Here is a 26,974-nt window from a genome sequence, read left to right on the forward strand (position 1 = left end):
GGAGGTCAGTATGCACAATCGACTTTTCACCCCCGGCCCGACCGAGGTCCGGCCGGAGATTCTGAAGGAGCTTTCCACTCCCCAAGTCCATCACCGCTCGCCCGAGTTCTCGGCCCTCTATGCCGAGATCCAGCCGAAGCTGCAGAAGCTTCTCTACACCCAGAACCCGGTCTTTCTGTTCACCTCGTCCTCAACCGGCGCGATGGAGGCGGCGGTGACGAACCTGGTCGCCAAGCGCTGCCTGAACCTGGTGAACGGCGCGTTCTCCAAGCGCTGGCACGATATCACCGTCGGAAACGGCGTCCCGTGTGATGCGTTCGAGATCGAGTGGAACATCGCGATCAAGCCGGAGATGGTGGACGAACAACTGAAGACCGGCAAGTACGACGCGGTCACCCTCGTCCTCAACGAGACCTCGACCGGGATGATGAACCCGGTGGCCGAGATCGCGGAAGTGGTGAAGCAATATCCCGACGTGTTCCTGCTCGTCGACGCGGTGAGCGGGATGGCCGGGGTGAAGATCGAGACCGATGCGTGGGGGATAGATTTCGTCCTCGCCGGGGTGCAGAAGGCGTTTGCCCTCCCGGCCGGGCTCACCGTCGCCGCGGTATCCGAGCGGGCACTCGAGCGGGCGAAGACCGTCCCGCCGCGCAGCTACTACTTCAACTTGAACAACATGTACAAGTACCACCAGAAAAACCAGACCCCGTCCACGCCGGCGATCCCGCACCTCTTCGCCCTGAACGCCCAGCTCGACGCCTTCCTCGCCGAGGGGCTGGAGGAGCGGTTCGCCCGCCACGAGCGGATGGCGAAGATCGTGCAGGACTGGGCGAAGAAGTACTTCGACATCTACCCGGAGGAGGGGTACTGGTCGAAGACCCTCACCTGCGTGAAGAACACGCGCGGGATCTCGGTGAAGGACCTGATCGACCGGTTGGTGCACGACTACCACGTGCGCATCTCGAACGGCTACGGCGCGATCAAGGAAAAGACGTTCCGCATCGCCCACATGGGTGACACCCAGCCCGACGAGATCCGCGGGCTGCTCGCGGCGATCGAGGAAGTCCTCGGACTGTAAAGGAGGGAAAGATGGCGTTTCGTGTGCTTGTTTCCGATCCGCTCGCGAAAGACGCGGTGGAGGAGATGAAGGGTGCGGGGCTGGCGGTCGACGTGAAGACCGACATGTCCCCGGAGGAGCTCATCGCGACGATCCCGGATTACGCGGCGATCGTGGTGCGGAGCGCAACCAAGGTGCGCAAGGAAGTGATCGACGCGGCGACGAACCTGAAACTGATCGTCCGCGCCGGGGTCGGGCTCGACAATATCGACGTCGACTACGCCAAGTCCAAGGGGATCGAGGTGCGGAACACCCCCGGCGCGAGCACGAACTCGGTCGCCGAGCTAGCGCTCGGCCACATCCTGTCGCTCGCCCGCCACATCGGGCGCGGCACCGTCTCTCTCAGAGCCGGCAAGTGGGAGAAGAAGGCGCTCAAGGGGGTGGAGATCACGGGGAAGACCCTTGGGATCGTGGGAATCGGCCGGATCGGTCAGGCCCTCGCCAAGAAAGCGCACGCCCTCGGGATGAGCGTGATCGCGTTCGACAAGTTCGTGAGCGAGTCACCGCTTCCCGAGATCGTGACGATGGTCCCGTTTGCGGAGCTCCTGGCAAGAAGCGATTTCATCTCGCTTCACATCCCGTTCGACCCCAACGAGGGCGCGACGATCGGGAAGAACGAGTTCGAGATGATGAAGGACGGTGTCCGGATCGTGAACTGCGCCCGCGGCGGGGTGATCGACGAGGACGCGCTGGCGGATGCGCTCGCAAGCGGGAAGGTGGCCGGGGCGGCGCTCGACGTGTTCGCGACCGAGCCGCCGGACGTGAACTCCCCGCTGTTCAGACAGGAGAACCTGTCCCTCACCCCGCACATCGGGGCATCGACCGTGGAGGCCCAGGCCCGGGTCGGGAGCGAGGCGGCGAAGATCGTGATCGAGTTCGCAAAATCAGCCTAGGAGGAGCGATGGCGCAGATCATTCCGTTCCGCGGATACCGCTACAACCCTGAGATCGTCGGGGATATCAGCGCGGTCGTGACCCAGCCGTACGACCGCATCGGCGAAAAGGAGCAGGAGATCTACTACGCACGCAGCCCGTACAACATCGTGCGCATCATCAAGGGGAAACCGCAGCCGGGCGATGACGGGGAGAACGTCTACACCCGCGCGGCGCGGTTCCTGTCCGAATGGATCGAGAAGGGAGTCCTGAAACGCGATTCCACCCCGTCGTTCTACGCCTACCATCAGGAGTACACGTTCAACGGGGAGAGGCTCGTGCGCAAGGGAGTAATCGCTCTGGGTAAGCTCGAACCGGAGAAGGTGCACGCCCACGAGCGGACGCTCAAGGGGCCGAAGGAGGACCGACTGAAGCTGATGCGCGCGACCGAGGCGAACTTCGGGCACATCTTCATGCTCTACTCCGATCCGGCCCGCCGCGCCGATGCCGCTCTTGCGGGAGCGATCGACGGTGTCCCCCCGACGATCGCGGCGACCGACGATTTCGGCAATGTCCATCGCGTGTGGCGGATCACCGATTCCGGGGTGATCTCCGCGGTGCAGGACGCGCTCGCGGATAAGGATCTGTACATCGCCGACGGCCACCACCGCTACGAGACCGCGGTCAACTTCATGCGGGAGTGCCTGGAGAAGGGATGGCGCCCGGCCGCGCCGGAGTCGTTCGATCATCGGATGATGACCCTGTTCAACATCGACGAGCCGGGAATGACGATCCGCCCGATCCACCGGCTGGTGCACGGGATCCCGGACTTCGATCCGGCGGAGTTCATCGCGCGGGCGCGGGAGGACTTCGAGGTCGTCGAGCACTCAGACCGCGCGGCGATGGAGGAGGCAGTGAAACAGGGCAAGGCCCGGCACACCTTTGGGGTGTACACTGGAGGCAAGTTTTACACCTTTACCCTGCGCGACGAGTCGCTGATGGACCGGCTGATCGAGGGGCATTCATCCGATTGGAAGCGGCTCGACGTCGCGATCCTCCACGCCGCGATCCTCGAGCGGCTCCTCGGGATCGATGCAACAGCGCTGGAGGAGCAGCGGAACATCACCTACACCCGCGATCCGGATGCCGCGATCGAGGCTGTCGACTCCGGGGCCGAGCAGATCTTCTTCCTCCTCAACCCGACGAGCCCGCAGGAGGTGATCCGGGTCGCCGATCACGGGGAGAAGATGCCGCAGAAATCGACCGACTTCTACCCCAAGCTCCTCACCGGACTTGTCATTTCCAAGATGGAGATCGACAAGGGGTGAACCTCCGCGATCTGGCCCGGTCGCGGAGATCGGTGCGCCGGTTCCGGACCGGGCCGGTATCGGATGATGCGATCCGCCGGATCATCGCCGCCGGTCGCCTCGCCCCGTCGGGGGCGAACCACCAGCCATGGCGGTTCGTGGTGGTGGACGATCCGGGGACGCCACGGCGGTCGATCGAGGAGATCGCGTTCCGCAACGGTTCGGGGATCCGCTCTAGTGGTGCTCCATCCGCGCTCCGGCCCCGAGCCCGGGGATGTGCACCTTCCGCTCGAGCAGGCGTAAGAGCTGGGTGACGATGAACACGAGCGCCAGGTAGAACAAGGCGACGACGATGAACACCTCGAAGTAGCGGAAGTTGCGCGCCGCGATCCGGTATCCCGTCCCCATCAGGTCGAGGACGGTGACCATGTACACGATCGAGGTGTACTTGAGCATGAGGATCAACTCGTTCGACCAAGACGGGATCACGATCCGGAGCGCCTGGGGGAGGATGACGTAGCGGATCGCCTGCGGAAGGCTCATCCCCACCGACCGGGCCGCCATCAGTTGTCCTCCCCGCACCGCCTGGATCGCGCCGCGGAAGTACTCGGCCTGGTAGGCGGCGGTGTTCAACCCCAGCGCAAGGATCCCGCTCAGGATCGGAGGTAAGGAGATCCCCCATGTCGGCAGGCCGAAGTAGACCAAGAACAATTGCACCAGGAGGGGAGTCCCGCGGAAGAACTGGATGTAGATTGCGGCTGGGAGGCTCAACCATCGGGAGCCGTACACCCGCGCCATGGCGAGGAAGAGCCCAAGTACGATCCCGATCGCGATGCAGATAACCGTGATCTCAATCGTGATCACGAGCCCATTTGCCAATTGAGGAAGCCAGTTCCACTCGAACACGAGCTCCATCAGGCCGTCTCCCCGTAAAGCTCGGTGATCTTGTGCAGGAACTCCCCGGTGCGGGCGTGCTTGGGCGCGTTGAACAGCTGATCGGGGGGGCCCTGCTCCACGATCACCCCGTGCTCCATGAAGATGATCTCGTCGGCGACCGAGCGGGCGAACCCCATCTCGTGCGAGACGACGAGCATCGTCATCCCCTCCTTGGCCAGCTCGATCATCACCGTAAGGACCTCCCCGATCAGCTCGGGGTCGAGGGCGCTCGTCGGCTCGTCGAACAGGATCAGCTTGGGGGACATGGCAAGGGCACGGGCGATGGAGACGCGCTGTTGCTGCCCGCCGGAGAGCTGCGCCGGGTAGGCATCGGCCTTGTCCGCCAGTCCGACGCGGGCGAGCTCCTCCATCGCCAGCTTGGTCGCCGCATCCTTTTTCATCCCCTTCACCTTCATCGGCCCGAGGCGCACGTTCCCCAGCGCAGTCAGATGGGCGAACAGGTTGAAGTCCTGAAAGACAAATCCCATCTGCGCCCGCAGCTTGTTGATGTTCGACTTGGGATGGGTCACGTCCTCCCCGTCGAGCAGTACTCGCCCCTTGTCCGGCGGGGTCAGCCGGTTGATGCAGCGCAACAGGGTCGACTTTCCCGTCCCGGACGGGCCGATCACTACTTTGGTCTCACCCTTCTCCAACGAGAACGAGACTCCCTTCAGCACCTCTTCTTTTCCGTATTTCTTGTGGATGTCTTCCACGACCAGTAGACTCATAGCGTCCCTCCTCCCCGCGCCTCCAGCCCCGGGATGCGCAGCCTCTTCTCCAGCCAGCCGAGCCACCGGTTCCCGGTGTAGGTCAACACGAAGAATATCAGCGCCACGGTGATGTACGCGAGCATCGCCAGGTTGTAGTGACGCACCATGATGAACCGTGCGTGGCGCAGGACCTCGTTCAACCCGACCGCATACGCCAGCGTGGTGTCCTTGACCACGGACGAGAACTCGTTCGACCACGCGGGGATCGCAAGGCGAAACGCCTGGGGAAGGATGACATGGCGGATCGCCTGGGTCCGGCTCAATCCGACCGACCGCGCGGCCTGCATCTGCCCGTGGGGGAGCGCCTGGATCGCCCCGCGAAAGATCTGCGATTGATACGACGACGACCGGAATCCGAGCGCCAGTGTCGCGGCGAGGAACGGCGACAGGTTGATCCCGAACTCCGACAACCCGAAGTAAAACAGGATGAGCAAGACCAACGCCGGGATGCTGCGGAAGACCCACTCGTACCCCATGGCGAGGTAGCGGAGTCCACGCCCGCCGTAGACCTCGAGGAGCGCCACCACTGTCCCCACTACCAGCCCGACGGTGATGAGGGCGAGCAGAAGCTCGATGTTGAGGATGGTAGCACGCAGAAGATCGGGCAGACTACGGATGATGACGGATATTCCAGCGATTGGAGTCCCCCTTTCAGGAAATGGGGCCTCCCCCCGAGCGACAGGTGGAGGCCCCAATGTAATCCGGTTTTACTTATTCGCCTCTTCTGCAAACGCGGCCGCGAACTTCTCCACGTCGGCCAGGGTCTGGGCGTTGAGGAGAAGGTCCTTCGTCTTCAGCCACGCCGCCTCGATCTTGTCCGAGGACGGGCCGAAGTAGGCCTTCATCAAGTTGTCCCACACGCTTCCCGGAACGACGGTGAGGTCGTACTTGCCGGTCGGGTTCTTCCGCGCAGTCAATCCGAGCTTCTCCATCCCCTCGTTAAGTTTGGGGAGGATCCCCTTGGGGTCGTCCTTGGCGACCAGGAATCCGAAGTACTCGTAGGTGTTGATGATCCCAGCGATCGTCAGCTTCGTCGGATAGGCGGCGAGGGACGCGCGCGACGCTGGCTGGTCCTGGATTACCGCATCGACACGGCCGTTGACCAGGTCGAGGATCGCCATCGGATAGGTCTCGTACCCCTTCTGCTTGACCGGGAAGCCGTTGTCGATCAGGTTGTCCTTGATCCAATCGAATCCGGTCGTCCCGTTCTGGGCACCGATCGCCTTGGTCGGGCCCTTCCCGGCGAGGGCGGTGACGATGTTCAGTCCGGAGTCCTTGCGGATCACCACCGCCTGGTTCGAAAGGTAATACGGGTTCGAGAAAGTGACCGTCTTGGCCCGCTCCTCGGTGATGGTGAACCCGGATGCGCCGATGTCGGCTTTCCCAGCCTTGACCGCCGGGATGATGGAGTCAAACGCGATGTTCTGGATCTGAATGTCGAATCCCTCCACCACCGCGATCGCCCGCATCACGTCGAGGTCGAACCCGAAGTACTGTCCGTCCGCGGTCACCATCTCGAACGGATCCCACGGGATATCGGAAGCGACGACGTACTTGTCCTTCGCGATCGCCATCCCACCGAACACCAATCCCACTACAGCGAGAAGAAGCAGCCCTACTAGAAACTTCTTCATAACGCAAACACCTCCTTAGAAATCACTATACCACTGTTGCGGACCGGGAGTCAAGTAGCCCTAATAGGCCCCGTGTGCTTCACCGGCCATCTTGGTCAATAGCTTTTCCTGCACGGCGTGAGCTTGATCCAACGCCCGAAGGGCGAGCCCGTCCGAGTAAGCGGTGAGAAATTTCATCGCCAGGTCGGGATCATCAGTGTATAGCTGCATCGCCGTCTCTTCTACCGCGGGCTGGAGCGCAAACTCACCCGCCTCAAATGTTTGCCATACTGTTTTCACCTCCTTTCCCAGCTTGGGAAGATCGGTGAACGCCAGGGTGGTTACCGTGCGGAACGTCCAATAAGCGGACTTGTCGTCGTAGTGGTCGGTTCCGAGCTGATAAGCGGAGGGAACCTCGGTTATCCCCGAATAATAAGGGATGTAGACGCTCGTCACTGGCGCGGACATGGCGATCCATGCCACTCCGCCGATCGGATTCGGCAACCAGGATCGCAACTGAAGCACATGCGATTCCAGGGTATTGGAGATCCCGATCGCTCGCTGCCCCTTCCCCGTCGAGGTATCGGGGTCGTACGGCGTCCCTTGGTAGCGGTACCGCAGCAGGGACATGACCGTTTTCGGATCGATCTTCTCATCCGGTGTCAGGAACAACGGATACCACTTAGCCTCTGGATCAGGATTGCTCGATGGGGTGAGGAAGTGCTCCGCCCCCCACACCCGGCGGTAATTCCGCTCGGCCGGATCAGCAGCGGTCCCATATGCCTTGGCGAAGTTGAACGGTTCACCACTCGTCGGGTCGTATAGCCCGTGCTCCTCCGCGAACGTGATGAGGTCGGGTGCCCCCTTGAAGTTGGCGGTGTCCTCCAGGTTTACCTCCCCGATCCGGAGCTCGTTCGGCTCCAGCACGTAGGAATCGTCCGGCACCCGGACGGCCACCCAGTGGTGTCCGCCGCCGACCTCGAGCAGCCAGGCCTCATCCGGATCACCGATCGCCATCCCAAACGCTTCACTCGCCCCGTACTCCTCTACAAGATGCCCGACGAGCTCGACCCCCTCCGCCGCTGTCTTGGCCTGTTGGAGGACGAGGGCGGTGACGATGTTCTCTCCTACTCCGGTATCGACCAATGGGTCGGCCAGCTTCGCTTTCTCGTTCTGCTTAGCGCTCTCTGTCGCACTCACCCCCACCTGGTATTCGTTTATCCCCCCTTCGTTGAACCGGCCCTGGGATGGATCCCAGTCCTGAAGGGAGATATACCCGTAAGTAACCGGGGGAAGCGGCATGGAGAATCCGGTCGCCGATTCGATCGTCTCACCGGGCTTATGATCCGCCTTTGGCACAACTATGATGTGCTTAGCCCAATTCCCCGGGAAGTCCTCGTTCCGGGCGATCAGCACCGATCCATCGGAAGTCGCTGATTTGCCCACTATCAGCATGGTGCATCCGTAGCCGGAAGCTGTTCCCAAAGCGGCAGCAACGACCAACGCCACCACAAAAGTTAAAACTAGTCTTACTTTTTGCATTTACTCCTCCGTAATGAAACTGTAGTCTGGAAGTATTTACATTGAACCGCGCGCGGGCAACGCCCCGACTACAAACGCATCTGTGCAGAGGGAAAATGGAAGACTGGCTCGGACAGAGATGCGGTACGGGACGCTACCCGTCCGTACGTCTGCGGTGAGGATGATGAAACTTCTGATATCGAGCCATAACACTCATAACATACGATGTTTCGAGCTGGTTGTCAAGTCATCCGAACGCGGCCTCGGACTTTCTGCGGAGCGAGTTTGCGATTCGACACCTGTCCGTTTCCCGGTGGACAAAGTAACTCCCACCCCTCCCCGTATTTCCTCTTCTCCTGTGCGGACACCTGCTAGCCTTATGGCGAATAAACGGAGGAGGAGGTCGCAATGCGACGGATGGACTATAGAATAATCGCGCTTATTCTGGTTCTGCCCCTATTTACGTGGGTATGGGGCTTTAGCGAATGCGCGGATTGCACCACTACCAGCAACTTTACCGGGACGGTTGGGGTGGAGTTCACCTTCGTTCCGGTCCCGCCCACATCCTACGACATCACCACGGATGTATCGGCATCGTTCACCATCGCCGGGTTCTCCATCGGGATGCAGACCGCGTTCGACCTGGCCGGCTTCCAATCGCTGGGAGTCGATTCCTCTCTTGATCTGGGGGCGTTTGGGATCGGGGAAGAGATATTGTTTGACCCCTACTTCAGCTGGAACGACTTCTCTCTCACCGGACAGGTTGTTGGGGTGGAGCTTGGACTTGACCTGATACTCGCCAATATCGGGACGGTCCAAACCCCGAGCTACAGCATGGGGGCAGTCCTTTCGGTGAGCAGCGGACTGATCGACGGCTTTTCCATCACCGCCCTCACCGGGTTCGGCGCAACCGACCTCGTGAACGCTCTGGACGGGGTGGAAGCTCCGTTCTCACATGACCTCCTCTATCTGTACAATCATCTTGCCGATCTCGCTGCGAACTCCCCCACGGTTTGGCGGGTGACGATCGTCCCTGGGTTCTACTTCGAGGAGGAGCTCGTCCGGCTCGAAGTCGACACCTGTGGATTGATCGCAAGCAGCACCACCTGGCTCGATACGAGCGGATTCTCCCAGGAGATCGCCGAACTCGGCTATCGGTTGACCGAGCCGAGTATGGCATTCCTTACCGCGGTCACGATAGACAGCTCATTCTCCTTAAGTGGGCTCGACTTCATCCTTGACGTTCAGATCGACCCGGTCCGGTTCACCTCCAAGACGAGCTTCGCCGCTCCGAACCCGCCGCTTTCGATCCCGGTGGTGTTCGACACCCAAGGGTTCGCGCTCTCCTTCGACTTTTCCGGTGTTCTCATAACCTCGGAGACCGACTTCGATTACAGCTTTATGTTCTCCCGCGAGCTGATCGGAATCGAGACCACGATCGATCCGGTCACTTTCACGAGCCTGACCGAATTCGACTTGACCGGATTCGCCGGGGAATGGATCGAGGCGAGTGTAAAGTTCTCCGGGATCACCCTCTCCACTGCCGTTGACTTCGATTTCACTGGGATCACCCGGGCGAGCTTCGGGTTCTCCCTCACCTTCTAGCGATGGAAGAAGGAAAGAATCAGGACTTGCTCGACCTCCTCAAGCGCGCCGCGGAAAACGACGAAGCCGCGCGGGCGGAACTCCTCAAGCGCGGACGGGAGTGGGTAAACGAGGTGATTGCAACCGAGTTCGCCCAGAGCGGGTTCTCGCATGAGGAGCTGTTTCACTCCGGTTACCTCGGCCTGTTGAGCGCGGTATACAATGCCGACCTCTCCCGCGGCAAGGATTTCTTCACCTACGCCCGCAATATCATCCGGGGAGAGATCCGCCAGTACATCCGCGAGCGGACGCGCCGGAGCCAGTTTCCCCGCTTCCTCACCGACTTAAATCGGCAAGTGGAGGCAGTGGAGGCCCGCTTGCTGAAAGAGAAGGGGCGCCTCCCCACCCTGACCGAGCTCGCCGATGCAGTAAACGTCACGGAAGAGGGACTCACCGAGATATTCAAGGCACGGGAGGCGATCAACTACGTTTCCTTGTCCGCCGAACGTCGCCGCACCGATCCCGCCCCCACGGTCGACCTATCCAAGATCAGAAACAAGCGGCCGGAGCCGTTTCCGATCCAGTACCGCATCCGCATCGCCTCCGCGCTGGAGCGCCTCTCTCACATCCAAGAAACTCTCACAAAAAGCCTATTCCCTCCGTCACAATCATAAACCATCACTTTCAATGTCTAAAAATGCCAAATATGTGGCATAATGAGAGTGATGGTCATTGACAAGTGAACCGAGAGGGAAAGAGAAAGTTCGAGGAGCAAATCCCGAAAGAAATCGGGTAGCTCCTTCCGAATCAAGATCAAAAGATTGTGGTAGGTCTCTACCGCAATAATCCACATCCTCTGCGAAGCACCTACAAAGGCAAACCGCTCGAAAGGGCGGGACGCAAAGCTACGGACCTTCTAGGCAGCGCCCGTCAGGGCACTGCGAAAAGGGCAAACCAGGGGCGACCCTGGGACGCAAAGCCACGGGTCTCGGTTGAGACAGCCGGGCTGCCGCAGCCTGCCTAATGGTGGCCGAGCCGCTAGGTGCTCGAAAAAACAAACCATTAGGAGGTGCTTTCAATGAGGATGAACAAACTCGTAGTAGGTCTGTTGGTGCTGGGGTTGGCGGTGGCGATGATCGGACTTGCCGGATTTGCAGCGGGCAAGGGGCATATCAACCCCCTTCCTCCGATCCATGTACCGACCGCTTCGGTGGAGGATAACGTCAGCTGGACGATCCAGGGATTCGTCGAGCTCAAGATCGCGGACAACGCGTTCGACTTCGGGACGATCCCGGCCGGTGTCGATGAAGTCACCAAGGAGAACGCTAACACTCTGTTCGTGTTCAGCAACACCAGCTGGGCGCTCACCGTAGCCCTTTCCGGGGACGGGAGCGATCACCTGAAGGTCGGGCTGTCCGCGGATGAGGGAAAGCGCGACGCTAAAATCAGCGTCGACTACACCCTGTTCAATCTGCGGACGATGGATCCGGGAAGCTACACCGCAATCGTCACCTATACCGTCACCGCCAAGTAAGCTAAAATCGTAGGGGCCGGCGCATCAGCGCCGGCCCTGCAGACCTCGTTCGGTTCTCGGTTCACTGATTTCGCATTGCTCCGCTTGACAAAAATATACTTGGCGGTATAATATACTTGCGACAAGCTGATACAGGAGGTGTTATAGGAGAAACAAACAGTTCAAGCGTAGGTTTTGGCCTCATCTCAACAAGCGCCGAAGGGCAAACCGCGCGAAAGCGCGGGGCGCAAAGCTACGGCCTGTCGGTATGAACGAAACGGCAAACCGGGAGCGATCCCGGGGCGCAAAGCCGCGAGTCTCACGCAAGACTGTCGGGCTGCCGTGGCGTACCTAATGGTGGCAGAGCTGCTAGGTGCTCAAAAATAAACCATTAGGAGGTGCTTTTGATGAAGAGGCTTATCATTTTGCTGGTAGCAGCAGCGACGGTAGCGATGATTGGAACGATGGCGTTCGGGGATACGGCGATCGGCGGTAACTCCGCGAGCCTGTCGCCGGTCGTTACGTGGAACGTGAGCGGGTGGATCATCCTGTACATCCCTCACTCGGACATGACGGTCGACCTCGGGACGATCGATGGGAATCTGTACGATCCGGAAACTGGGACGTGGACGCCGCTTGTTTCCTCGACCAAGAACGCGTACGTGTTCGCCAACCGGACTTACACCCTCACCCTGAGCGCGGCGAGCACCGGGACGGAGACCGCTGACTTGACCCGATTTGAGGTCAAGGGAGGCGATCTGACCGCGTTCACCCCGCTCGACAGCGATCAGACGATGGCGACCGGGGGAGCCGGGATTACGCATATCGACGACATCCAGTATGAGTACATCCCGAGCTTCGACGATGCTCCCGGTGACTACGCGGTTACCGTGACCTACACTGTTACTGCTCCGTAACTGCGACCAATGCGCGGGGCGGCCATGCGCCGTCCCGCTTTTTTCTTGCATCCGGGCTCTTTTCCCCGGTAGACTTACGCTAACCTGACTATGAGGAGGAACGGATGCGCCGAGCGATCTTTGTCAGCGGAATCTTTACCATAATTCTGGTTTTTATCTCACTACTTGGGTGCTCCTTGCAAATATCCCAGATCGAGTTCGATCTGCACCTCTCTCCGGGCGGCTCAACGAGCCAGACGTTTCTGATCATCAACGACGAATCACGCTCACAGGAGATCACGGTCTACCTGAACGACTGGGTCCGCACCGCAACCGGAGAGACGGACTTTTTCCCCCCGAACGACGCGCGGTGGCTGTTCCTGCGAAGCTTTACCGCTGGTGAACGGTTGGAGCTTGTGTACCACGTCTTGCCCCCGTCCTCCAATGTGACGGTGACCGGCACTTACACCATCGGGAGCCCGACCGGTCGGGGGAAGATTGAAGGACCGGATAATTTCGCCAATCCTGCCGAATCCGCATCTCCCACGACCGGAGCTGTTCCGGTACGGATCATCCGCACGATCACGCCGGACACGGACGGCGGGTTCGAAGTGCGGCTGCAAATCGATGCCTTGACGGACTTCGTTGGGCTGCGGATCGACGAGGTCTTTTCGTCCCACGTGACGGTCCACGCCGTAGAGAACGCCGGGGGGGAATTCGTCACCGTCTCCCGTTCCGCCAGCGATTGGATCACCGTCGCTCCCAGGAAGTTCACCCTCGCCCCGGGAGCGACGCAGGAGGTAACGTTCACCGTGAACGTTCCGGCCACCGGCGTGGACGGCACCTACTGGGGAGCGATCCTGATCGAGGGCTCTCCGCATCAGGTGGAGCGGGAAGGGGCGACCGTACTGGCAGTGGAGCGGTTCGGAGTGAAGGTTTACGTCACGATAACCGGAACCGAGGTGCGGGAGGGACGGGTGATACGGGTGAGAAAGGTGTCTCTCAATCCCCTCACCTTCAAGATAACGTTCGCGAACACGGGGAACGTGCAGCTTCGGCCCACCGGGACTGTGACCATCATCTCCCAATCCGGGGAGACGGTGCGGACGATCGCGGTGGAGGAGTTTCCCGTCCTCCCGGGAGCGGTACAGACGATAACAGTGAAGGATCCATCATCTGATCCACTCCCCCCTGGGATCTATCGTGCGCTGGTGATGCTCGACTACGGCGGGGAGAACCCGGTCGGCGGGACGCGCGATTTCCGGGTGAAGTAACCGGAATCACTCGGGAAGGCGACAAAGGTCCGCTGCGGCTATTTTCCCGGTCCTTTCCTGCACCCGTGACTGTTGGTAACGTTGAACCATGAAACCGGGGAAGATGGGGGTATTCCTGTTCATCGTGGCGGCAGCAGTCGGTGCAGTGAATCTTGCTGCGTTCGCCGCCGGCGTGGAGGTGAGTGTCCTCTCCGGAATCAAGGAGGTCGGCCCGGGAGAGTTCGTCACCCACGTCTTCTCCATCACCAACCAGGAAAGCACTTCCGACACGTTCGCCCTTACCTACACCGCCCCGAGCGGCTGGGGGCTACTCGGAGCCCCGGAGAGCCTCACCCTCGACGCCGGCGAGGAGGGAACGATCTTCTTGACGATAACCGTACCTCCGGGAGCGGCGGCCGGGGATTACTCGGTCGGGCTTACAGCTGTCTCCCAGAGTGATTCGAGCGTAGTGGCGAGCGCCATCGCAACGGTGCGGGTGCAGCCGGTGAACAAGGTCGAACTCATTCCACCGGTGGGGAAGAGCGCTCCCCCAGGGGGCAAGGTCGTGTATTCGTTCACGGTGGTGAATCGGGGGAACGCTCAGGACACGTTCAAGATAGAGGCGAACTCCGCCCAGGGATTCCCGGTGCAGTTGTCGGACGAGGAGATCAGCCTCTCCCCGCAGGAGAAACGGGAGGTGACGGTGACGGTGAGCATCCCCTTGGATGCATCCCCAGGTCGCGATCCTCTCACTGTGCGGGTTGCGTCCACCCTCTACCCCGGTGTATCCGATCAGGCTGTCTGGTTCACCACGGTCCTCCCCCCGCCGCCGCAGGCGGTGGGAGGGACGCTCCTCGACGTATTGACAGGGAGGACTCGGCTTTCGCTCAAATACGACCTGTTCGACAATGACCTCGACAGCGACTTCTACTTCTCCCTCGCTGGTGGGGTGTACGACGGTTACTTTTCTTCGACCCTCCACCTCTCCCCGCTCTTCGGTCCGGACCCGATCGAGGTGAGCTCGTTCACCATGCAGTACCGGAAGACTCCGGCCACCTACGCGATCGGGGACACCTCTCAGCGCCTCACCGATCTCCTCAGCGTCTACTGCCGGGGAGGGAAAATCGCGATCGAGGCCGACACTTACGATATCTACCTGATCGGGGGAGGAACGGAGAGCGGAGAGACGCGGTTCGGGGGGAGGATCTCCCTCGGCCCGGACGCAGCGAACCTCGGGATCGATTACATGGACGACCGTGACGCCACAAATCGGTCCGCGGCGTGGAGCCTGACCGCGGCGGCGGAGCCGCTCGACGGCTGGAAGCTCCGACTCGAAGGGGCCCTCGGGCTCGATGGGACGCTCACCAGCCGCGCGTTCTACTTCCGCACGCAGATCGATACCACCCCCTACTTCCTGAGCGGGGAGGCGTTCTCGGTCGGAACCTACTTCCCCGGCAACAGGAGCGATCAGGCCGGAATCTCCCTCTCCCAGCGGCTGCGCACGGACGACTTCTCCCTCGGGGCATCGTTCCGGCACGGATGGAACAACGTGGTCGGAGATCCCCTCGTTCAGACGACGATCACCGATGAGCTCGGGCTGAACGTCGAAGTGATCCCGATCGAGAATGGACCACGGATCACCGCCACTACGGAGTTCACCTGGGACCGGGCCCCGGACCTGACGGCAGAGAACGAGGTCGATCGTCTCGTATCCATCGGGATCAGCGACCGCGACGCCCCGTTCCCCTATTCCTTCTCTGGCAAGGTGCGCGATCGGGTCGATAACGCCGCTGGGACCGGTTATCGCACCCTCACGTTCGACGAGGGGATCGGCCTGTCCACCGATGCGTTCGAGATCTACCTCGACCTCACCCAGGAGCGGGCGATCGACCTGAATGATGGATCGACCCTCTCCACCACGAACGACGTCTCCATCGACCTCGACATCGAGAACTCTCCCCATTCGGTGAACCTGAGCATCTCCAACACCGAGGACGACTTCGACCTCTCCCTGAGCGGAGATATCGAGATCCTCGACGGCCTCGAACTCCGCCTGGGAGGAAGGGCGAGCTGGGACAGGGGGGATGCCGCCCCGCCGAGCTTCAGCTGGAGCGTGCAGATCTATTGGAACTTCGACCTCCCGGTCCCGTTCCTCGTCACCAAGGGGAGGATAGAGGGACGCGTGTTCATCGACACCGACGGAGACGGGAGCTACGATGCGGGTGACCGGCCGGTCGCCGGCGCGATCGTGACGAGCGATTCCGCCGAGGTCTCCACCGATGCGAGCGGTCACTTCCGCTTCCCGCCGGTCGGTCCGGGGCGCTACACCCTGAAGGTGAGCCACCTCCCGGCCGACGCCGCGGCCGCGGACATCCCGCTGCAAGTCGATCTCCAGCCGGGGAGAACGGTGTGGTTTGACATTCCTCTCACCCCGGTCGCTCACCTCTCCGGGAAGCTGTTCAACGATGAGAACAAGAACGGAACCCTCGATCCCGGCGAGGGCGGGTTCGGCCAGGTGCGGATCACCATCTCCGGCCCGGACGGGACGAAGGAGACCTACACCGAGGTCGACGGGAGCTTCTCGTTCACCGGGCTCGTTCCCGGGACCTACACCCTGTCCGTCGACGACTCTACCCTCCCGCCCCGGTTCGAGTTCACCACGGACAAGGAGATCACCATCGACGTCTCCCCCGCGACAAGCGAGCAGGTCATGATCGGGGGATACATCAAGCCGAAGCAGGTGGTGATCACGTTCCAGCCTCCAACGGCCGACTTCACCTACTCCCCGGATTCTCCCCGGGCCGGGGAGCCGGTCACGTTCGACGCCTCCGACGCGTTCGACTTCGACGGAAAGATCGTCTCCTATGCGTGGGACTTCGATGGTGATGGGGAGCCCGATGCAACCGGGGTCACTGTGACCCACACATTCGCCCAGCCGGGAGATTACGACGTTACCCTCACCGTCACCGACAACGACGGGAATAATGATTCCCTCACTGATACGGTGACGGTCAAGTGAGCCGCTACGGTCGGGCGAGCGCCCGGCTCTACTCGCTCCTGATCGACCCGCTGCTGCGAAAGCTACGGGAGAGGATCACCGCACTGTGCATCGCGGAAGGGGTGACTGCTGCACTGGACATCGCGTGCGCCACCGGGGCGCAGTGTCGGAGCCTGCACTCCGCGGGGATCAGATCGACCGGGATCGACCTCGCTCCGGAGATGATCGCCGCTGCGCGGCGGATCAGCCCACCGGAGATCGAATATCTGATCGGCTCGGCCCTCGAGCTCCCGTTCCCCGACGGCACGTTCCCCGGAACGATCCTCAGCCTGTGCCTGCACGAGCACCCGTTCTCCGAACAGGACCGGATGGTGGCCGAAGCGGTCCGGGTCACCCGTCCTGGCGGGGCGGTGATCGTCGCCGAGTACTCCCCGCCCCGCCGGCCGCGCCCGGAATGGTGGCTGATCAACGCGATCGAGCGAGTTGTGGGGGAGGAGCACTTCCGCAACTTCCGCAAGTTCGTGCGCGCGGGGGGGATCGTCCGGCTCGAGCCGCTCCTCCCCTCGATCGGACGGCGGGTTTCAATCTTCGGCGGTGGAGTGACGATCCTCGTGGCGCGTGTGCCAAAGCGCGCGGCTTGAAAAATCCGGGCGTTTCGTTAACATCATTCAGTGCTAGCCTTGATCTTACGCCTCACGAAGGGAGATTGAGTGTCGAAGCACACGCAGGAGGAGAGACCGCACTACCACAGATACCTGTTGGTGGTGATTGTTTTTGCCCTCGCCGCGGCGATCGCCGCGGACCGTGTCTTCTTCCGATCCCCCTGGGTCGAGCTCTCCGATCGTCGCTCGCTGATGGACACATGGGTGACGGTGACGGTGTACTCCCAGGACATGGGGGAAGCCAAACAGGCGATCGAGTCCGCCTTCTCCCGGATGGAGGAGGTCGTACACGCCACGTCCAATTTCGATCCGAACGCCGAAGCATCCCGATTAAACGAAGAAGGGAAGCTGGTGGATCCTTCCTCCGATCTGTGGACAGTGATTAGCGCGGCACAGCGCTATGCCCGGCTCAGCCGGGGAGCGTTCGACATCACGGTGGAACCGCTCCTCGAGCTGTGGAAGAACCCGGACGCCGACGGTAAACACCTGTGGGAGGTCGATCCCGCCACCCGCGACGCCCGCATCGCTGCGGCCCTCGTGCATGTCGGCCCGGACAAGCTCACCCTCACCCAGACAGGGTCGCACCGGATCATCTCCCTTGCTCCAGGGGCGAAGATCACCCTCGGGGGAATCGCCAAGGGATACGCGGTCGATCAGGGTCTCGCCGCCCTTCGCACCGCCGGGATCGCCCACGCGATGATAAACGCCGGCGGGGACATCGGAGTGTACGGGGGAAAGCCGGATGGGTCGGGATGGGAGATCGCGCTGCGCAACCCGCAGCGAGCCGAGGATATGCTCGCCCGGTTCGTGATCTCCGCTGGGGCGGTCGCCACCTCGGGGAACTACGAGCGTTACTTCGACCCGGCCGCGGAGGTGGGGCATATCATGGACCCCCGCACCGGCTACTCCGCCCACCGCTCGTCGAGCGCCACGGTGATCGCTCCGAACTGCATGGAGGCCGATGCCCTTGCCACGGCGACGTTCGTCCTCGGACCGAAAGACGGAATCGCTCTCCTCGATTCCCTTCCCGAGGCGGAAGGGCTTATCATCGGGTACGATAACCCCCGTGAGCTTCACCGCACGGCGGGGTTGGAAAAGTACATGGAAGCGAAGGACTAGATATGAACGAGATCTTGGAACTTCTCGGTTTGAAGCGGCACGCCGGGGTTCATCCTCCGTACCGGAAGCTCTCCGCGGACTGCCCGATCGAGCAGGCCGAACTCCCTGAGCTGGTGACCCTCCCGCTGCAGCAGCACATCGGCGCACCGGCGAAGGCGCTGGTGAAACGGGGGGATGAGGTCAAGGTCGGGCAATTGATCGGAGAGGCAGGTGGGTTCGTCTCCGCCCCGGTGCACGCCACCGTATCGGGAACGGTGAAGAACGTCCTCCCAGTCCCGAGCCCGGTGACCGGAAAGCCCGTCCCCGGGGTGGTGATCGCGGCGGACGGGAAGGACGAGTGGGTCGAGCTCACGCCCGGCGACCCTGAGTCCATGTCCCCGGACGAGATGAAGGCGAGGATCAAGGATGCAGGGATCGTCGGGCTCGGCGGGGCGACCTTCCCCACCCACGTCAAGCTCTCCCCTCCCCCGGAGAAGCCGATCCATACCGTGATCGTGAACGGGGCGGAGTGCGAGCCGTACATCACCGCCGACGACCGGCTGATGCGGGAGCACCCCGATCGGATCTTGAGCGGACTGCGGATCGTGATGCGGATCCTCGGGGTGACCCGGGCGTTCGTGGCGATCGAGAGGAATAAACCGGAGGCGATCTCGCGGATGCGGGACGCCCTCTCCCGCGCCAGTCTCCCGGGGGAGGTGCGCGTGACTCCGGTCCCGGCCCGATACCCGATGGGAGCGGAGAAGACGCTGGTGAAGACGCTCCTCGGAAGCGAGGTCCCGGAGGGAGGGCTTCCGATGGACGTGGGGGCGCTGGTGCAGAACGTCGCCACGCTGGCTGCCATCCATGATGCAGTCGTGGTGGGAAAGCCGCTCGTGGAGCGCGTAGTCACCGTCACCGGGCTGGTCCAGACCCCGCGGAACCTCCTCGCCCGGTTCGGGACTCCGGCGGCGGGGCTGATCGAGCAGTGCGGCGGGGTGCAGGAGGGAGCGGACGAGCTCATATTCGGAGGGCCGATGATGGGGATCGCCCAGCCGACGTTCGACACCCCGGTGATCAAGGGGACGAACTGCGTCCTGGTCAAGGAGAGCGAGGTCCGGCCTGAGCGTGACTGCGTCCGCTGCGGCAGGTGCGTGGACGCGTGTCCGATGGGGCTGATGCCGCTTCAATTCGTGAACATCGTGAAACAGAAGCAGTTCGAAGAGCTGCCCGCCTACCACATCCTCGACTGTGTGGAGTGCGGGTCGTGCGCGTACAATTGTCCGGCCAACATCCCGATCGTATCCTACATCAAGTCAGGAAAGGCGGAGCTGCGCAAGGCAGGGGTGAAGTAATGGAAAACGATAGAAAGCTCACGATAACTCCGGCGCCGCACCTGCACGGACCGGCGTCGATCACGCGCGACATGTACATCGTCGTCCTCGCCCTCCTCTTCCCCACCGCCGGGGCGGTCTACTTCTTCGGTGCGTACGTGATCCTGATGCTCGTCACCGCGATCGCCACCGCCATCCTCGCCGAGTACGTCGCCAAGTGGATGCGGCGACGCCCGTTCCGGATGGACGGGAGCGCGGTCGTTACCGCGATCCTGTTCGTCCTGGTGATGCCGCCGCGCACCCCGCTGTGGGTCGTGATCGTGGGTACCGCGTTCAGCATCTGGATCGCCAAGGAGGCGTTCGGCGGGCTGGGACACAACGTGTTCAACCCCGCCCTCGCCGGACGGGCGTTCGCTACCGTCTCGTTCGCCGGGGCGTTGACCAACTGGATCGCGCCGGTTCATTCCTTCCTCGCCGACGGGGTGACGACCGCCACCCCGCTGAGCGAGAGCTTCACCACCAACCTGTCCCGGTGGGCGATGTACAAGGCGCTGTTCATCGGGAACGTCGCCGGGAGCACGGGGGAGACCTCGGCGATGCTCATCTTGATCGGAGGGTTGATCCTGATCGCGTTCGGGTTGATCCGCTGGCAGGTTCCGTTCTTCTACATCGGCACCGTGGCCCTGCTCAGCTGGGCCCTGGGTGAGGATCCGTTGTTCCAGATCCTCGCCGGGGGATTGTTCCTCGGCGCGTTCTTCATGGCGACCGACTACGTCACCACCCCGGTCACCACCCGGGGCAAGGTCATCTTCGCGATCGGGGCCGGGATCCTGGTGGTGGTCATCCGTCGTTGGGGGACGATGCCGGAAGGGGTCTGCTATTCGATCCTGTTGATGAACGCAATCACCCCACTGATCGATCGCCACGTCCGTCCGCGGCCATACGGACTGGTCAAGAAGCGAAAGGAGACGGGATGAGGAAGAGTGAAGCATACCCGGTTTTGTTCCTCACCTTCGTCGTCTTGGTCGCGGTTGTCGTGCTCACCCTTACCAACTCGATCACCCGCGACAAGATCGCCCTCGCAAAGAAGCAGGCGGTGGCGGAGATGCTCTCGGCCCTGTTCCCGAACATGGATTCGTTCACCTACGACGACAAGACCGGGACGTACACGATCCTCGCCGACAAGACGACGATCGGATACGCATTCACCGCTGTGGGGCGCGGGTACGGCGGCCCGATCGATATCCTGATCGGGCTCAAGCCGGACAATAAGACCCTGCAGGGGATCAGGATCATCTCCCAGCAGGAGACCCCGGGGCTGGGGGCGAAGATCGTGGAGGCCTCGTTCCTCGACCAGTTCAGCGGAGTCAGCGTCGATCAGGTCAAGCTCGCCCGCAACGGGGGAAAGATCGATGCGATCACCGGGGCGACGATCAGCTCGACCGCGGTGGTGAAAGGAGTACGGAACGCGATCGAGCAGCGCCTCGGGAAAGGGGGGACAGGATGAGTTCGTTTTGGAAGAATCTCACCAAGGGGATTGTAAAATCCAACCCGACGTTCATCCTCATGCTCGGGTTGTGCCCGACCCTTGCCGTCAGCACCTCGCTCGACAACGCGGTCGGGATGACGGCGGCGTTCGTGGTCGTCCTCGTTTTGTCCAACATCATCGTGTCGGCGATCAGGAACTACGTCCCTGATCGGGTGCGGATCCCGGTGTTCATCGTCATCATCGCCACCCTGGTGAGCGTGGTCGACCTGATGATGCAGGGGTTCATGCCCGCCCTGAGCAAATCGCTCGGGATCTACATCCCCCTCATCGTGGTCAACTGCATCATCCTCGGACGGGCGGAGGCGTTTGCGCGGCGGAACGGGATCCTCGATTCGATCGCCGACGGGCTCGGGATCGGAATCGGGTTCGGGGTGGCGATCTTCCTCATCTCCTTCATCCGTGAGCTTCTTGGAACCGGGAAACTCGAGCTGTTCGGGTTTAAGCTGTTCTCGATCCCTGGCCTCGATCAGAACCCGGCGGCGATATTCCTGTTCCCGATGGGGGCGTTCCTCGTGATCGGCCTCCTCCTCGCGCTGTTCCGCCAGTTGGGGGTGAGCAAGTATGAATAGACTGATCGCGATATTCTTCGGGATGGCCCTGGTGAACAACATGGTCCTCGTGAAGTTCCTCGGGCTGTGCCCGTTCTTCGGGGTATCCAAGAAGACGAAGAGTGCGGTCAGCATGGGGATCGCTGTTACCCTGGTGATGCTCGTCGCCTCCGCCGTCACCTGGCCGATCTATTACTACCTCCTCGTGCCGTATGGGGTGGAGGTGATGAAGACCGTCATCTTCATCCTGGTGATCGCGTCCCTCGTCCAGATCATCGAGATGGCGATCAAGCGGACAAACCTGACCCTGTACAACGCCCTTGGGATCTATCTCCCCCTCATCACCACCAACTGTGCGGTGCTGGGGATCACGTTCATCAACGTCGATCAGTCCTACACGTTCTGGGAGGCGCTCGTGGCGGCACTCGGCGCGGGATCCGGTTTCCTGCTCGTGCTGTTGATCATGTCCGGGATCAGGGAGCGGCTGGAGTACGCCGACACTCCGCGGGCGTTTCGGGGCTCCCCGATCGCGTTCATCACCGCGATGCTCCTCGGGCTTGCGTTCCTCGCGTTCAAGGGGATGATCTGATGAGCCAGGCGATAGCAGTAGTCCTCCTCACCGTCGTTGGGTTCGCCATGGGGCTCGCCATCTTCCTCGCCAACCGCCTCCTCCCCAAGGAAGACAAGACGCTCGAGGAGGCGGCCCGGATAAAGGAGTTCCTCCCGGGAGCGGATTGTGGGGCGTGCGGCTATCCCGGCTGCTTTGCCTACGCCCAGGCGGTGGCGAAGGACAAGCAAGTGTTCGTCAAGAATCCGTGCCCGACCCTATCCCAGGACAAGGAGGGGATGAAGCGCCTGGAGGAGTACCTGGGGCTGAAGGCCGAAACGAAGGTGGGAAAGAAGGCGGTCGTGCACTGCACCGGCCGCTCGGAGGTAATCGCCGACTACCACGGAGTTACCACCTGTGCCGCTGCGGTCCAGGTCGCCTCGGGATACAAGGAATGCCCCTACGCCTGCCTTGGGTTCGGGGACTGCGTCGCGGTCTGCCCCACTGGGGCGATCTCGATCGATCCGGAGAGACGGGTGGCGTTCGTGGATTGGGAAAAGTGCATCGGCTGTGGGCAGTGCGTCGCCGCCTGTCCGCAGGGGCTGATCGAGCTCGTCCCCGGTGACACCCCGCAGTATCTCGGGTGCAACTACCAGTCGCTGCGCGATGTCCCGGGAAGGAAGCGCTGTCCTGATGGCTGCATCCACTGCCACATCTGCGAGAAGGTCTCAAACGGCGCGGTCGGCTGGGATGAGAAGAAGGACCTTCCGGTGTTCACGCAAACCCCGGTCCCGACCGCGATTGAGAAGTGCCCGCGCAAGATCATCAAGAAGACGGCCGCTTACACCGAGCCGGAAGAGGAGGAAACCGCGGCGGTGGGTTCCTAACCGGTGAAGTAGCTCGTCGCCGGGCAATGAGCGCAGGCGGAGAACCGTTCACAATCGATGCAGTTGGAACCACACGGAGCAATGTTCCCCTTCTGCGCGGGGATTCGTAATTCGTACTCCGCTGGGTGTGCCGGATGATCCGTCTGGTAGACGGCGGCGCGGCGCAGGCCCAAGGTTAACGTTGGCTCCTCGGCGACGAGCTTTATCCACCAATCCCGATCCGGGGGAAAGTAGAAGACGCCGACGAGCATCGTCCCGAATGCGGCGATGAAATGGACGTACGGGCAATCCTTGTACTGCTCCGCGACGCGGGCGGCTACCTCCGGGCTCGGCCCCTCCCCGATCAGGAGATAGGTGATCATATCGCCTCGACGAACGACCGCTTCCCCACCTGGATCAGGTGCGGCGGGGAGAACGGGAGGTCGTAGTCGATCGACGCTATCTTCTCCCCGTCGATCCGCACTCCACCCTGGGAGATCACCCGCTTCGCCTCGCCACGGCTGCGCACGAGTCCGGTGGCGGCGAGGAGATCGACGATCCAGATCGTCCCGTCGTCCTTCACCAGGGCCCGATCGATCTCCACCTGCGGGACCTCGCTCGGCCGCTCATGGCGGATGTGGATCCGATCGAACTCGTCCCGCGCTGCATCGGCCGCGTCCCGGCCGTGATACATCCGCACGATCTCCCACGCCAGCTTCCGCTTCGCGTCGCGGGGGGAAAGTCCGCGGTACTCCTCCGCGGGGACGTCGGTCAGATAGAAGAAATACTCCTCGATCAACTCGTCCGGGATCGCCATCAGCTTCCCGAACATCTCCGCCGGCGGCTCGGATATCCCGACGTAGTTTCCCACCGATTGGCTCATCGCCCGAACTCCGTCCGTCCCGATGAGGAGCGGCACTGTCAGCACCACCTGCGGCTCCTGCCCGTATTCGCGCTGGATCTCGCGGCCGACGAGGAGGTTGAACAGCTGATCCGCCCCGCCGAGCTCGACGTCGGCCGCGATCGCCACCGAGTCGTACGCCTGGGCGAGCGGGTAGAGGAACTCGAGGATGCTGATCGGACGGTTCTCAGCGAACCGCTTGGCAAAGTCGTCCCGCTCGAGCATGCGGGCGACGGTGTACTTGGAGGTGAGGGTGATCACGTCGGCGAAGGTGAGTCGGCCGAGCCACTCGGAGTTGTAGCGGACCTCGGTCCTTTCCGGATCGAGGATCTTGAACGCCTGTTCCTTGTACGTTGCCATGTTGCGGGCGATCTCTGCCTCGCTCATCAGCGGTCGGGTCGAGGCGCGGCCGGATGGGTCCCCGATGCGGCGGGTGAAGTCCCCCACCACGAGGACCCCAATGTGTCCGAGGTCTTGGAACTGGCGCATCTTGCGGAGTGGAACTGAGTGTCCCAACGTGAGATGCGGAGCGGAGGGGTCGATTCCGAGCTTCACCCGCAGTGGCTGGCCCGTCTCAGCGGACCGACGGAGCTTCTCCACCAGCTCCTCGCGCGGGATCAGGTCCGCCGCCCCGGCGGCGAGGGCATCGACAATCTTCTCGTAGTCCATCGGCTTGTCTTTCATGTTCGTACGACCGAGACGATGCGGTCGTCCTCCTCCAGTTGGATCAGCCGCACCCCGCGGGCGTAGCGGCCGTAGGTGTTGATCTCCCCAGCAAGGATGCGGATCACCTTCTGCTCGGTGGTAATGATGATCTCGTCCTGGTCGGAGACGATTCCGATCGAGACGAGCGGCCCGGAGTCACGGTCGAGCTTGATCCCGAGGACCCCCTTGCCGCCCCGGCCCTGCAGCGGAAAATCGACGAGCGATACCCGCTTCCCGTAGCCGCGCTCCGTCACCATCAGCAGCTTCTTGTCCATCGTGATGTCCCGCTCGACCGGAGCCATCCCGATCACCCGATCACCCTCCTCGAGCCGGATCCCGATCACCCCACGCGACGGTCGCTTGGTCAGGCGCACCTCGTCCTCGCGGAACCGGATCGTCTTCCCCTGATGGGTGGCGAGGATCACCTCCCCGTCTCCGGTCGTGGCGGCGACGTCGACGAGGTGATCATCCTCGTCGGCGTTTATCGCGATGATCCCGTTCGTGTGGACGTTGGCGTAGTCGCGCAGGCGGTTGCGGTTGACGATCCCGTTCTCGGTCGCCATCAGGCAGAATCGTCCCTCCACGTCCGAGAAGTCGGCGACCGGGAGGATCGCCCGCACCCTCTCGTCCTGCTCCATCGCGATCAGGGTACGCAGGTTCTTCCCGATCGAGTCCCGCCTGCCGGAGGGGAGCTTGTATCCCTGGGTGCGGTAGACGCGGCGCTTATTCGTGAACAATAGGATCTCGTCGCGCGCGTTCGCCAGGGCGCAGCAGGAGATGTAGTCGTCCTCCTTGGTCCGCTGACCGATCACCCCCTTGCCGCCGCGCCCCTGGCTGCGGAACTCGTGCGCCCGCGGGGCGTTGACATAGCCGCGGGCGGTGACCGAGACCATCAGGTCGTAGTCCGGGATCAGGCTGGTGAAATCGACCTCGCCATCCTCGTCGGTGATCAGGGTGCGACGCTCGTCCCCGTACTTATCGGCTACAGCTCTTAGCTCGCGCTTGATCGTCTCATCGAGGATCTCCTCGCTCCCGAGGATCCGCTCGTAGCTTTTGATCTCCTCCAGCTTCTCTTTGTACTCGGTGTCGATCTTCTCCCGCTCCAGCCCGGTCAGCTGGGAGAGCCTCATCTTGAGGATGGCATCGGTCTGCTCGTCGGAGAGGGCGAGCTCCTCCTTCAGATGCGCCGCCGCGGTGGCGCTGTCTTTGGCCGCGCGCAGAAGCTCGATCACCCGCTCGATGTTGGAAAGGGCCTTTCTGTACCCTTCAAGGATGTGGGCGCGGGCACGCGCCACCTTGAGCCGGTGCTCGGTACGACGGCGCACCACCTCACGGCGGAAGTCGATGAACGAGTTCAGGATCTCCTTCAGCGACAGGGTGCGCGGATTTCCATCCAGGATGACGAGAAACACCGCGGCGAACGTTCGCTCTAACGGTGTGTACTTGTACAGGCGATTCAGGATGACGTTCGGGTTTGCCGAGCGCTTGAGCTCAACCACCACACGGAGTCCCTCGCGATCCGACTCGTCACGCAAATCGGAGATCCCGTCGATATCTCCGGAGTGGACCTTAGCCGCGATTGCCTCCACCAAGGCGGATTTTCGCACCTGATAAGGGATCTCCGAGATGATGATCCGATCGTCCTCGATCGTCGCCTTCCCCCGCACGGTGATCTTCCCGGTCCCGGTCCGGTACATCTCCTCGATCCCGGCCCGTCCCATGATGATCCCCCCGGTGGGGAAGTCGGGGCCAGGGATGAACTGCATCAGATCGCGCACCGAGGCCTCGGGATGATCCATCAGGTAGATGATCCCATCGATCAACTCACCCAGGTTGTGTGGTGGGATCTGGGTCGTCATCCCGACCGAGATCCCCCACGCTCCGTTCATCAGAAGGTTGGGGACCTTGGCCGGGAGGACGACCGGCTCCTTGAGCGAGTCGTCGAAGTTCGGCATCCACTCGACCGTCTCCTCGCCGAGCTCCTCCAAGAACTCGGTCGCGATCGGAGCAAGCCGCGCCTCGGTATAGCGCATCGCTGCGGGTACGTCCCCGTCGATCGACCCGAAGTTCCCTTGCCCGTCCACCAGTGGGTAGCGGTAGGAGAACGGCTGGGCCATGTTCACCATGGTGTCGTAGATCGCGGCATCCCCGTGGGGATGGAACTTACCCATTACTTCGCCGACAATGCGGGCCGACTTCTTGTGGGGCTTCCCCGGCGTGAGGCCGAGCTCGTGCATCCCGTACAGGATACGACGTTGGACCGGTTTGAGGCCGTCGCGCACGTCGGGGATGGCGCGACCCCGGATCACGCTCATCGCGTAGTTGATGTAGGACTGCTCCATCTCCTCTTCGATGAACGTCCTCTCAATCCGTCCCATGATCGTCCT

General features: G+C 62.1%; 26 protein-coding genes and 4 riboswitches. Of the genes, 18 read left to right on the top strand and 8 right to left on the bottom strand.

Features of this window, described 5'->3' with window-relative positions:
* Positions 1 to 10: 10 nt before the first annotated feature.
* Genes J7J55_01625 through J7J55_01640 form a run of 4 tightly spaced genes read left to right on the top strand, consistent with a single transcriptional unit; the run spans position 11 to position 3,610 of the window.
* Complete coding sequence (locus tag J7J55_01625; protein ID MCD6141403.1) at positions 11 to 1,078, top strand: alanine--glyoxylate aminotransferase family protein; 1,068 nt, start codon at positions 11 to 13, stop codon at positions 1,076 to 1,078.
* Positions 1,079 to 1,089: 11 nt separating this feature from the next.
* The gene (locus tag J7J55_01630; GenBank protein ID MCD6141404.1) at positions 1,090 to 2,010 is read left to right on the top strand and encodes a D-2-hydroxyacid dehydrogenase; all 921 of its coding nucleotides are present in this window, start codon (positions 1,090 to 1,092) and stop codon (positions 2,008 to 2,010) included.
* Between the two features lie 8 nt (positions 2,011 to 2,018).
* On the top strand, positions 2,019 to 3,317 hold the full coding sequence (locus tag J7J55_01635) for a DUF1015 domain-containing protein (GenBank protein ID MCD6141405.1): 1,299 nt from the start codon (positions 2,019 to 2,021) through the stop codon (positions 3,315 to 3,317).
* On the top strand, positions 3,314 to 3,610 hold the full coding sequence (locus J7J55_01640) for a nitroreductase family protein (protein MCD6141406.1): 297 nt from the start codon (positions 3,314 to 3,316) through the stop codon (positions 3,608 to 3,610). Before J7J55_01635 ends, J7J55_01640 begins: the two co-directional genes overlap by 4 nt.
* On the opposite strand, the gene J7J55_01645 is transcribed toward J7J55_01640, so the two are convergent.
* From J7J55_01645 to J7J55_01665, 5 genes are read right to left on the bottom strand one after another with little or no spacing between them, the layout of a single operon-like run.
* Entirely contained in the window at positions 3,531 to 4,211 is a 681-nt protein-coding gene (locus J7J55_01645; GenBank protein MCD6141407.1) for an amino acid ABC transporter permease, read from the bottom strand. The genes J7J55_01640 and J7J55_01645 overlap by 80 nt on opposite strands.
* Complete coding sequence (locus J7J55_01650; GenBank protein ID MCD6141408.1) at positions 4,211 to 4,960, bottom strand: amino acid ABC transporter ATP-binding protein; 750 nt, start codon at positions 4,958 to 4,960, stop codon at positions 4,211 to 4,213. Before J7J55_01650 ends, J7J55_01645 begins: the two co-directional genes overlap by 1 nt.
* Complete coding sequence (locus J7J55_01655; GenBank protein MCD6141409.1) at positions 4,957 to 5,697, bottom strand: amino acid ABC transporter permease; 741 nt, start codon at positions 5,695 to 5,697, stop codon at positions 4,957 to 4,959. The genes J7J55_01650 and J7J55_01655 overlap by 4 nt, the downstream gene beginning before the upstream one ends.
* A gap of 12 nt (positions 5,698 to 5,709) precedes the next feature.
* Entirely contained in the window at positions 5,710 to 6,636 is a 927-nt protein-coding gene (locus J7J55_01660; protein ID MCD6141410.1) for a transporter substrate-binding domain-containing protein, read from the bottom strand.
* A gap of 60 nt (positions 6,637 to 6,696) precedes the next feature.
* Entirely contained in the window at positions 6,697 to 8,157 is a 1,461-nt protein-coding gene (locus J7J55_01665) for a C69 family dipeptidase (protein ID MCD6141411.1), read from the bottom strand.
* Between the two features lie 396 nt (positions 8,158 to 8,553).
* On the opposite strand from J7J55_01665, the gene J7J55_01670 reads away from it, so the two are divergent.
* The 14 genes from J7J55_01670 (at position 8,554) to J7J55_01735 (ending at position 23,002) form a co-directional block, all read left to right on the top strand.
* On the top strand, positions 8,554 to 9,741 hold the full coding sequence (locus J7J55_01670; protein MCD6141412.1) for a hypothetical protein: 1,188 nt from the start codon (positions 8,554 to 8,556) through the stop codon (positions 9,739 to 9,741).
* 2 nt (positions 9,742 to 9,743) lie between these two features.
* Positions 9,744 to 10,394, top strand: a complete 651-nt coding sequence (locus J7J55_01675) for a hypothetical protein (protein MCD6141413.1) — start codon at positions 9,744 to 9,746, stop codon at positions 10,392 to 10,394.
* Positions 10,395 to 10,584: 190 nt separating this feature from the next.
* Positions 10,585 to 10,655, top strand: a riboswitch (cyclic di-GMP riboswitch).
* A gap of 3 nt (positions 10,656 to 10,658) precedes the next feature.
* Positions 10,659 to 10,734, top strand: a riboswitch (cyclic di-GMP riboswitch).
* 70 nt (positions 10,735 to 10,804) lie between these two features.
* Positions 10,805 to 11,254, top strand: a complete 450-nt coding sequence (locus tag J7J55_01680) for a hypothetical protein (GenBank protein ID MCD6141414.1) — start codon at positions 10,805 to 10,807, stop codon at positions 11,252 to 11,254.
* A 191-nt stretch (positions 11,255 to 11,445) separates the two neighbouring features.
* Positions 11,446 to 11,501: riboswitch (cyclic di-GMP riboswitch) on the top strand.
* Position 11,502: 1 nt separating this feature from the next.
* Positions 11,503 to 11,578, top strand: a riboswitch (cyclic di-GMP riboswitch).
* 62 nt (positions 11,579 to 11,640) lie between these two features.
* Positions 11,641 to 12,150: a hypothetical protein gene (locus tag J7J55_01685; GenBank protein ID MCD6141415.1), complete on the top strand. Its 510-nt coding sequence runs from the start codon at positions 11,641 to 11,643 to the stop codon at positions 12,148 to 12,150.
* Positions 12,151 to 12,254: 104 nt separating this feature from the next.
* Positions 12,255 to 13,403 (top strand): hypothetical protein, encoded by a 1,149-nt coding sequence (locus J7J55_01690; GenBank protein ID MCD6141416.1) that lies wholly within the window; start codon positions 12,255 to 12,257, stop codon positions 13,401 to 13,403.
* An 88-nt stretch (positions 13,404 to 13,491) separates the two neighbouring features.
* On the top strand, positions 13,492 to 16,401 hold the full coding sequence (locus tag J7J55_01695) for a PKD domain-containing protein (GenBank protein MCD6141417.1): 2,910 nt from the start codon (positions 13,492 to 13,494) through the stop codon (positions 16,399 to 16,401).
* On the top strand, positions 16,398 to 17,021 hold the full coding sequence (locus tag J7J55_01700; GenBank protein MCD6141418.1) for a class I SAM-dependent methyltransferase: 624 nt from the start codon (positions 16,398 to 16,400) through the stop codon (positions 17,019 to 17,021). The genes J7J55_01695 and J7J55_01700 overlap by 4 nt, the downstream gene beginning before the upstream one ends.
* A 69-nt stretch (positions 17,022 to 17,090) precedes the next feature.
* Positions 17,091 to 18,161 carry an FAD:protein FMN transferase gene (locus J7J55_01705; protein ID MCD6141419.1) on the top strand — a complete coding sequence of 357 codons (1,071 nt, stop codon included), beginning with the start codon at positions 17,091 to 17,093 and terminating at the stop codon, positions 18,159 to 18,161.
* A 2-nt stretch (positions 18,162 to 18,163) separates the two neighbouring features.
* Complete coding sequence (gene rsxC / locus J7J55_01710; GenBank protein MCD6141420.1) at positions 18,164 to 19,492, top strand: electron transport complex subunit RsxC; 1,329 nt, start codon at positions 18,164 to 18,166, stop codon at positions 19,490 to 19,492.
* Positions 19,492 to 20,448: an RnfABCDGE type electron transport complex subunit D gene (locus J7J55_01715; protein MCD6141421.1), complete on the top strand. Its 957-nt coding sequence runs from the start codon at positions 19,492 to 19,494 to the stop codon at positions 20,446 to 20,448. Before rsxC ends, J7J55_01715 begins: the two co-directional genes overlap by 1 nt.
* Positions 20,445 to 20,978: an RnfABCDGE type electron transport complex subunit G gene (locus tag J7J55_01720; GenBank protein MCD6141422.1), complete on the top strand. Its 534-nt coding sequence runs from the start codon at positions 20,445 to 20,447 to the stop codon at positions 20,976 to 20,978. The genes J7J55_01715 and J7J55_01720 overlap by 4 nt, the downstream gene beginning before the upstream one ends.
* Positions 20,975 to 21,589 (top strand): electron transport complex subunit E, encoded by a 615-nt coding sequence (locus J7J55_01725; GenBank protein ID MCD6141423.1) that lies wholly within the window; start codon positions 20,975 to 20,977, stop codon positions 21,587 to 21,589. The genes J7J55_01720 and J7J55_01725 overlap by 4 nt, the downstream gene beginning before the upstream one ends.
* Positions 21,582 to 22,157: an RnfABCDGE type electron transport complex subunit A gene (locus J7J55_01730; protein ID MCD6141424.1), complete on the top strand. Its 576-nt coding sequence runs from the start codon at positions 21,582 to 21,584 to the stop codon at positions 22,155 to 22,157. The genes J7J55_01725 and J7J55_01730 overlap by 8 nt, the downstream gene beginning before the upstream one ends.
* Positions 22,157 to 23,002 (top strand): 4Fe-4S dicluster domain-containing protein, encoded by an 846-nt coding sequence (locus J7J55_01735; protein MCD6141425.1) that lies wholly within the window; start codon positions 22,157 to 22,159, stop codon positions 23,000 to 23,002. The genes J7J55_01730 and J7J55_01735 overlap by 1 nt, the downstream gene beginning before the upstream one ends.
* Here the strand turns inward: J7J55_01735 and J7J55_01740 are convergent.
* The 3 genes from J7J55_01740 to gyrA are packed head-to-tail and all read right to left on the bottom strand — an operon-like array spanning position 22,999 to position 26,965.
* The gene (locus J7J55_01740; protein MCD6141426.1) at positions 22,999 to 23,364 is read right to left on the bottom strand and encodes a hypothetical protein; all 366 of its coding nucleotides are present in this window, start codon (positions 23,362 to 23,364) and stop codon (positions 22,999 to 23,001) included. The genes J7J55_01735 and J7J55_01740 overlap by 4 nt on opposite strands.
* The gene (locus tag J7J55_01745; GenBank protein ID MCD6141427.1) at positions 23,361 to 24,551 is read right to left on the bottom strand and encodes a tyrosine--tRNA ligase; all 1,191 of its coding nucleotides are present in this window, start codon (positions 24,549 to 24,551) and stop codon (positions 23,361 to 23,363) included. Before J7J55_01745 ends, J7J55_01740 begins: the two co-directional genes overlap by 4 nt.
* A gap of 11 nt (positions 24,552 to 24,562) precedes the next feature.
* Positions 24,563 to 26,965: a DNA gyrase subunit A gene (gyrA, locus tag J7J55_01750; protein MCD6141428.1), complete on the bottom strand. Its 2,403-nt coding sequence runs from the start codon at positions 26,963 to 26,965 to the stop codon at positions 24,563 to 24,565.
* Positions 26,966 to 26,974 lie beyond the last annotated feature (9 nt).

The sequence above is a fragment of the Candidatus Bipolaricaulota bacterium genome (assembly GCA_021159055.1).
Taxonomy (GTDB): Bacteria; Bipolaricaulota; Bipolaricaulia; order UBA7950; family UBA9294; genus S016-54.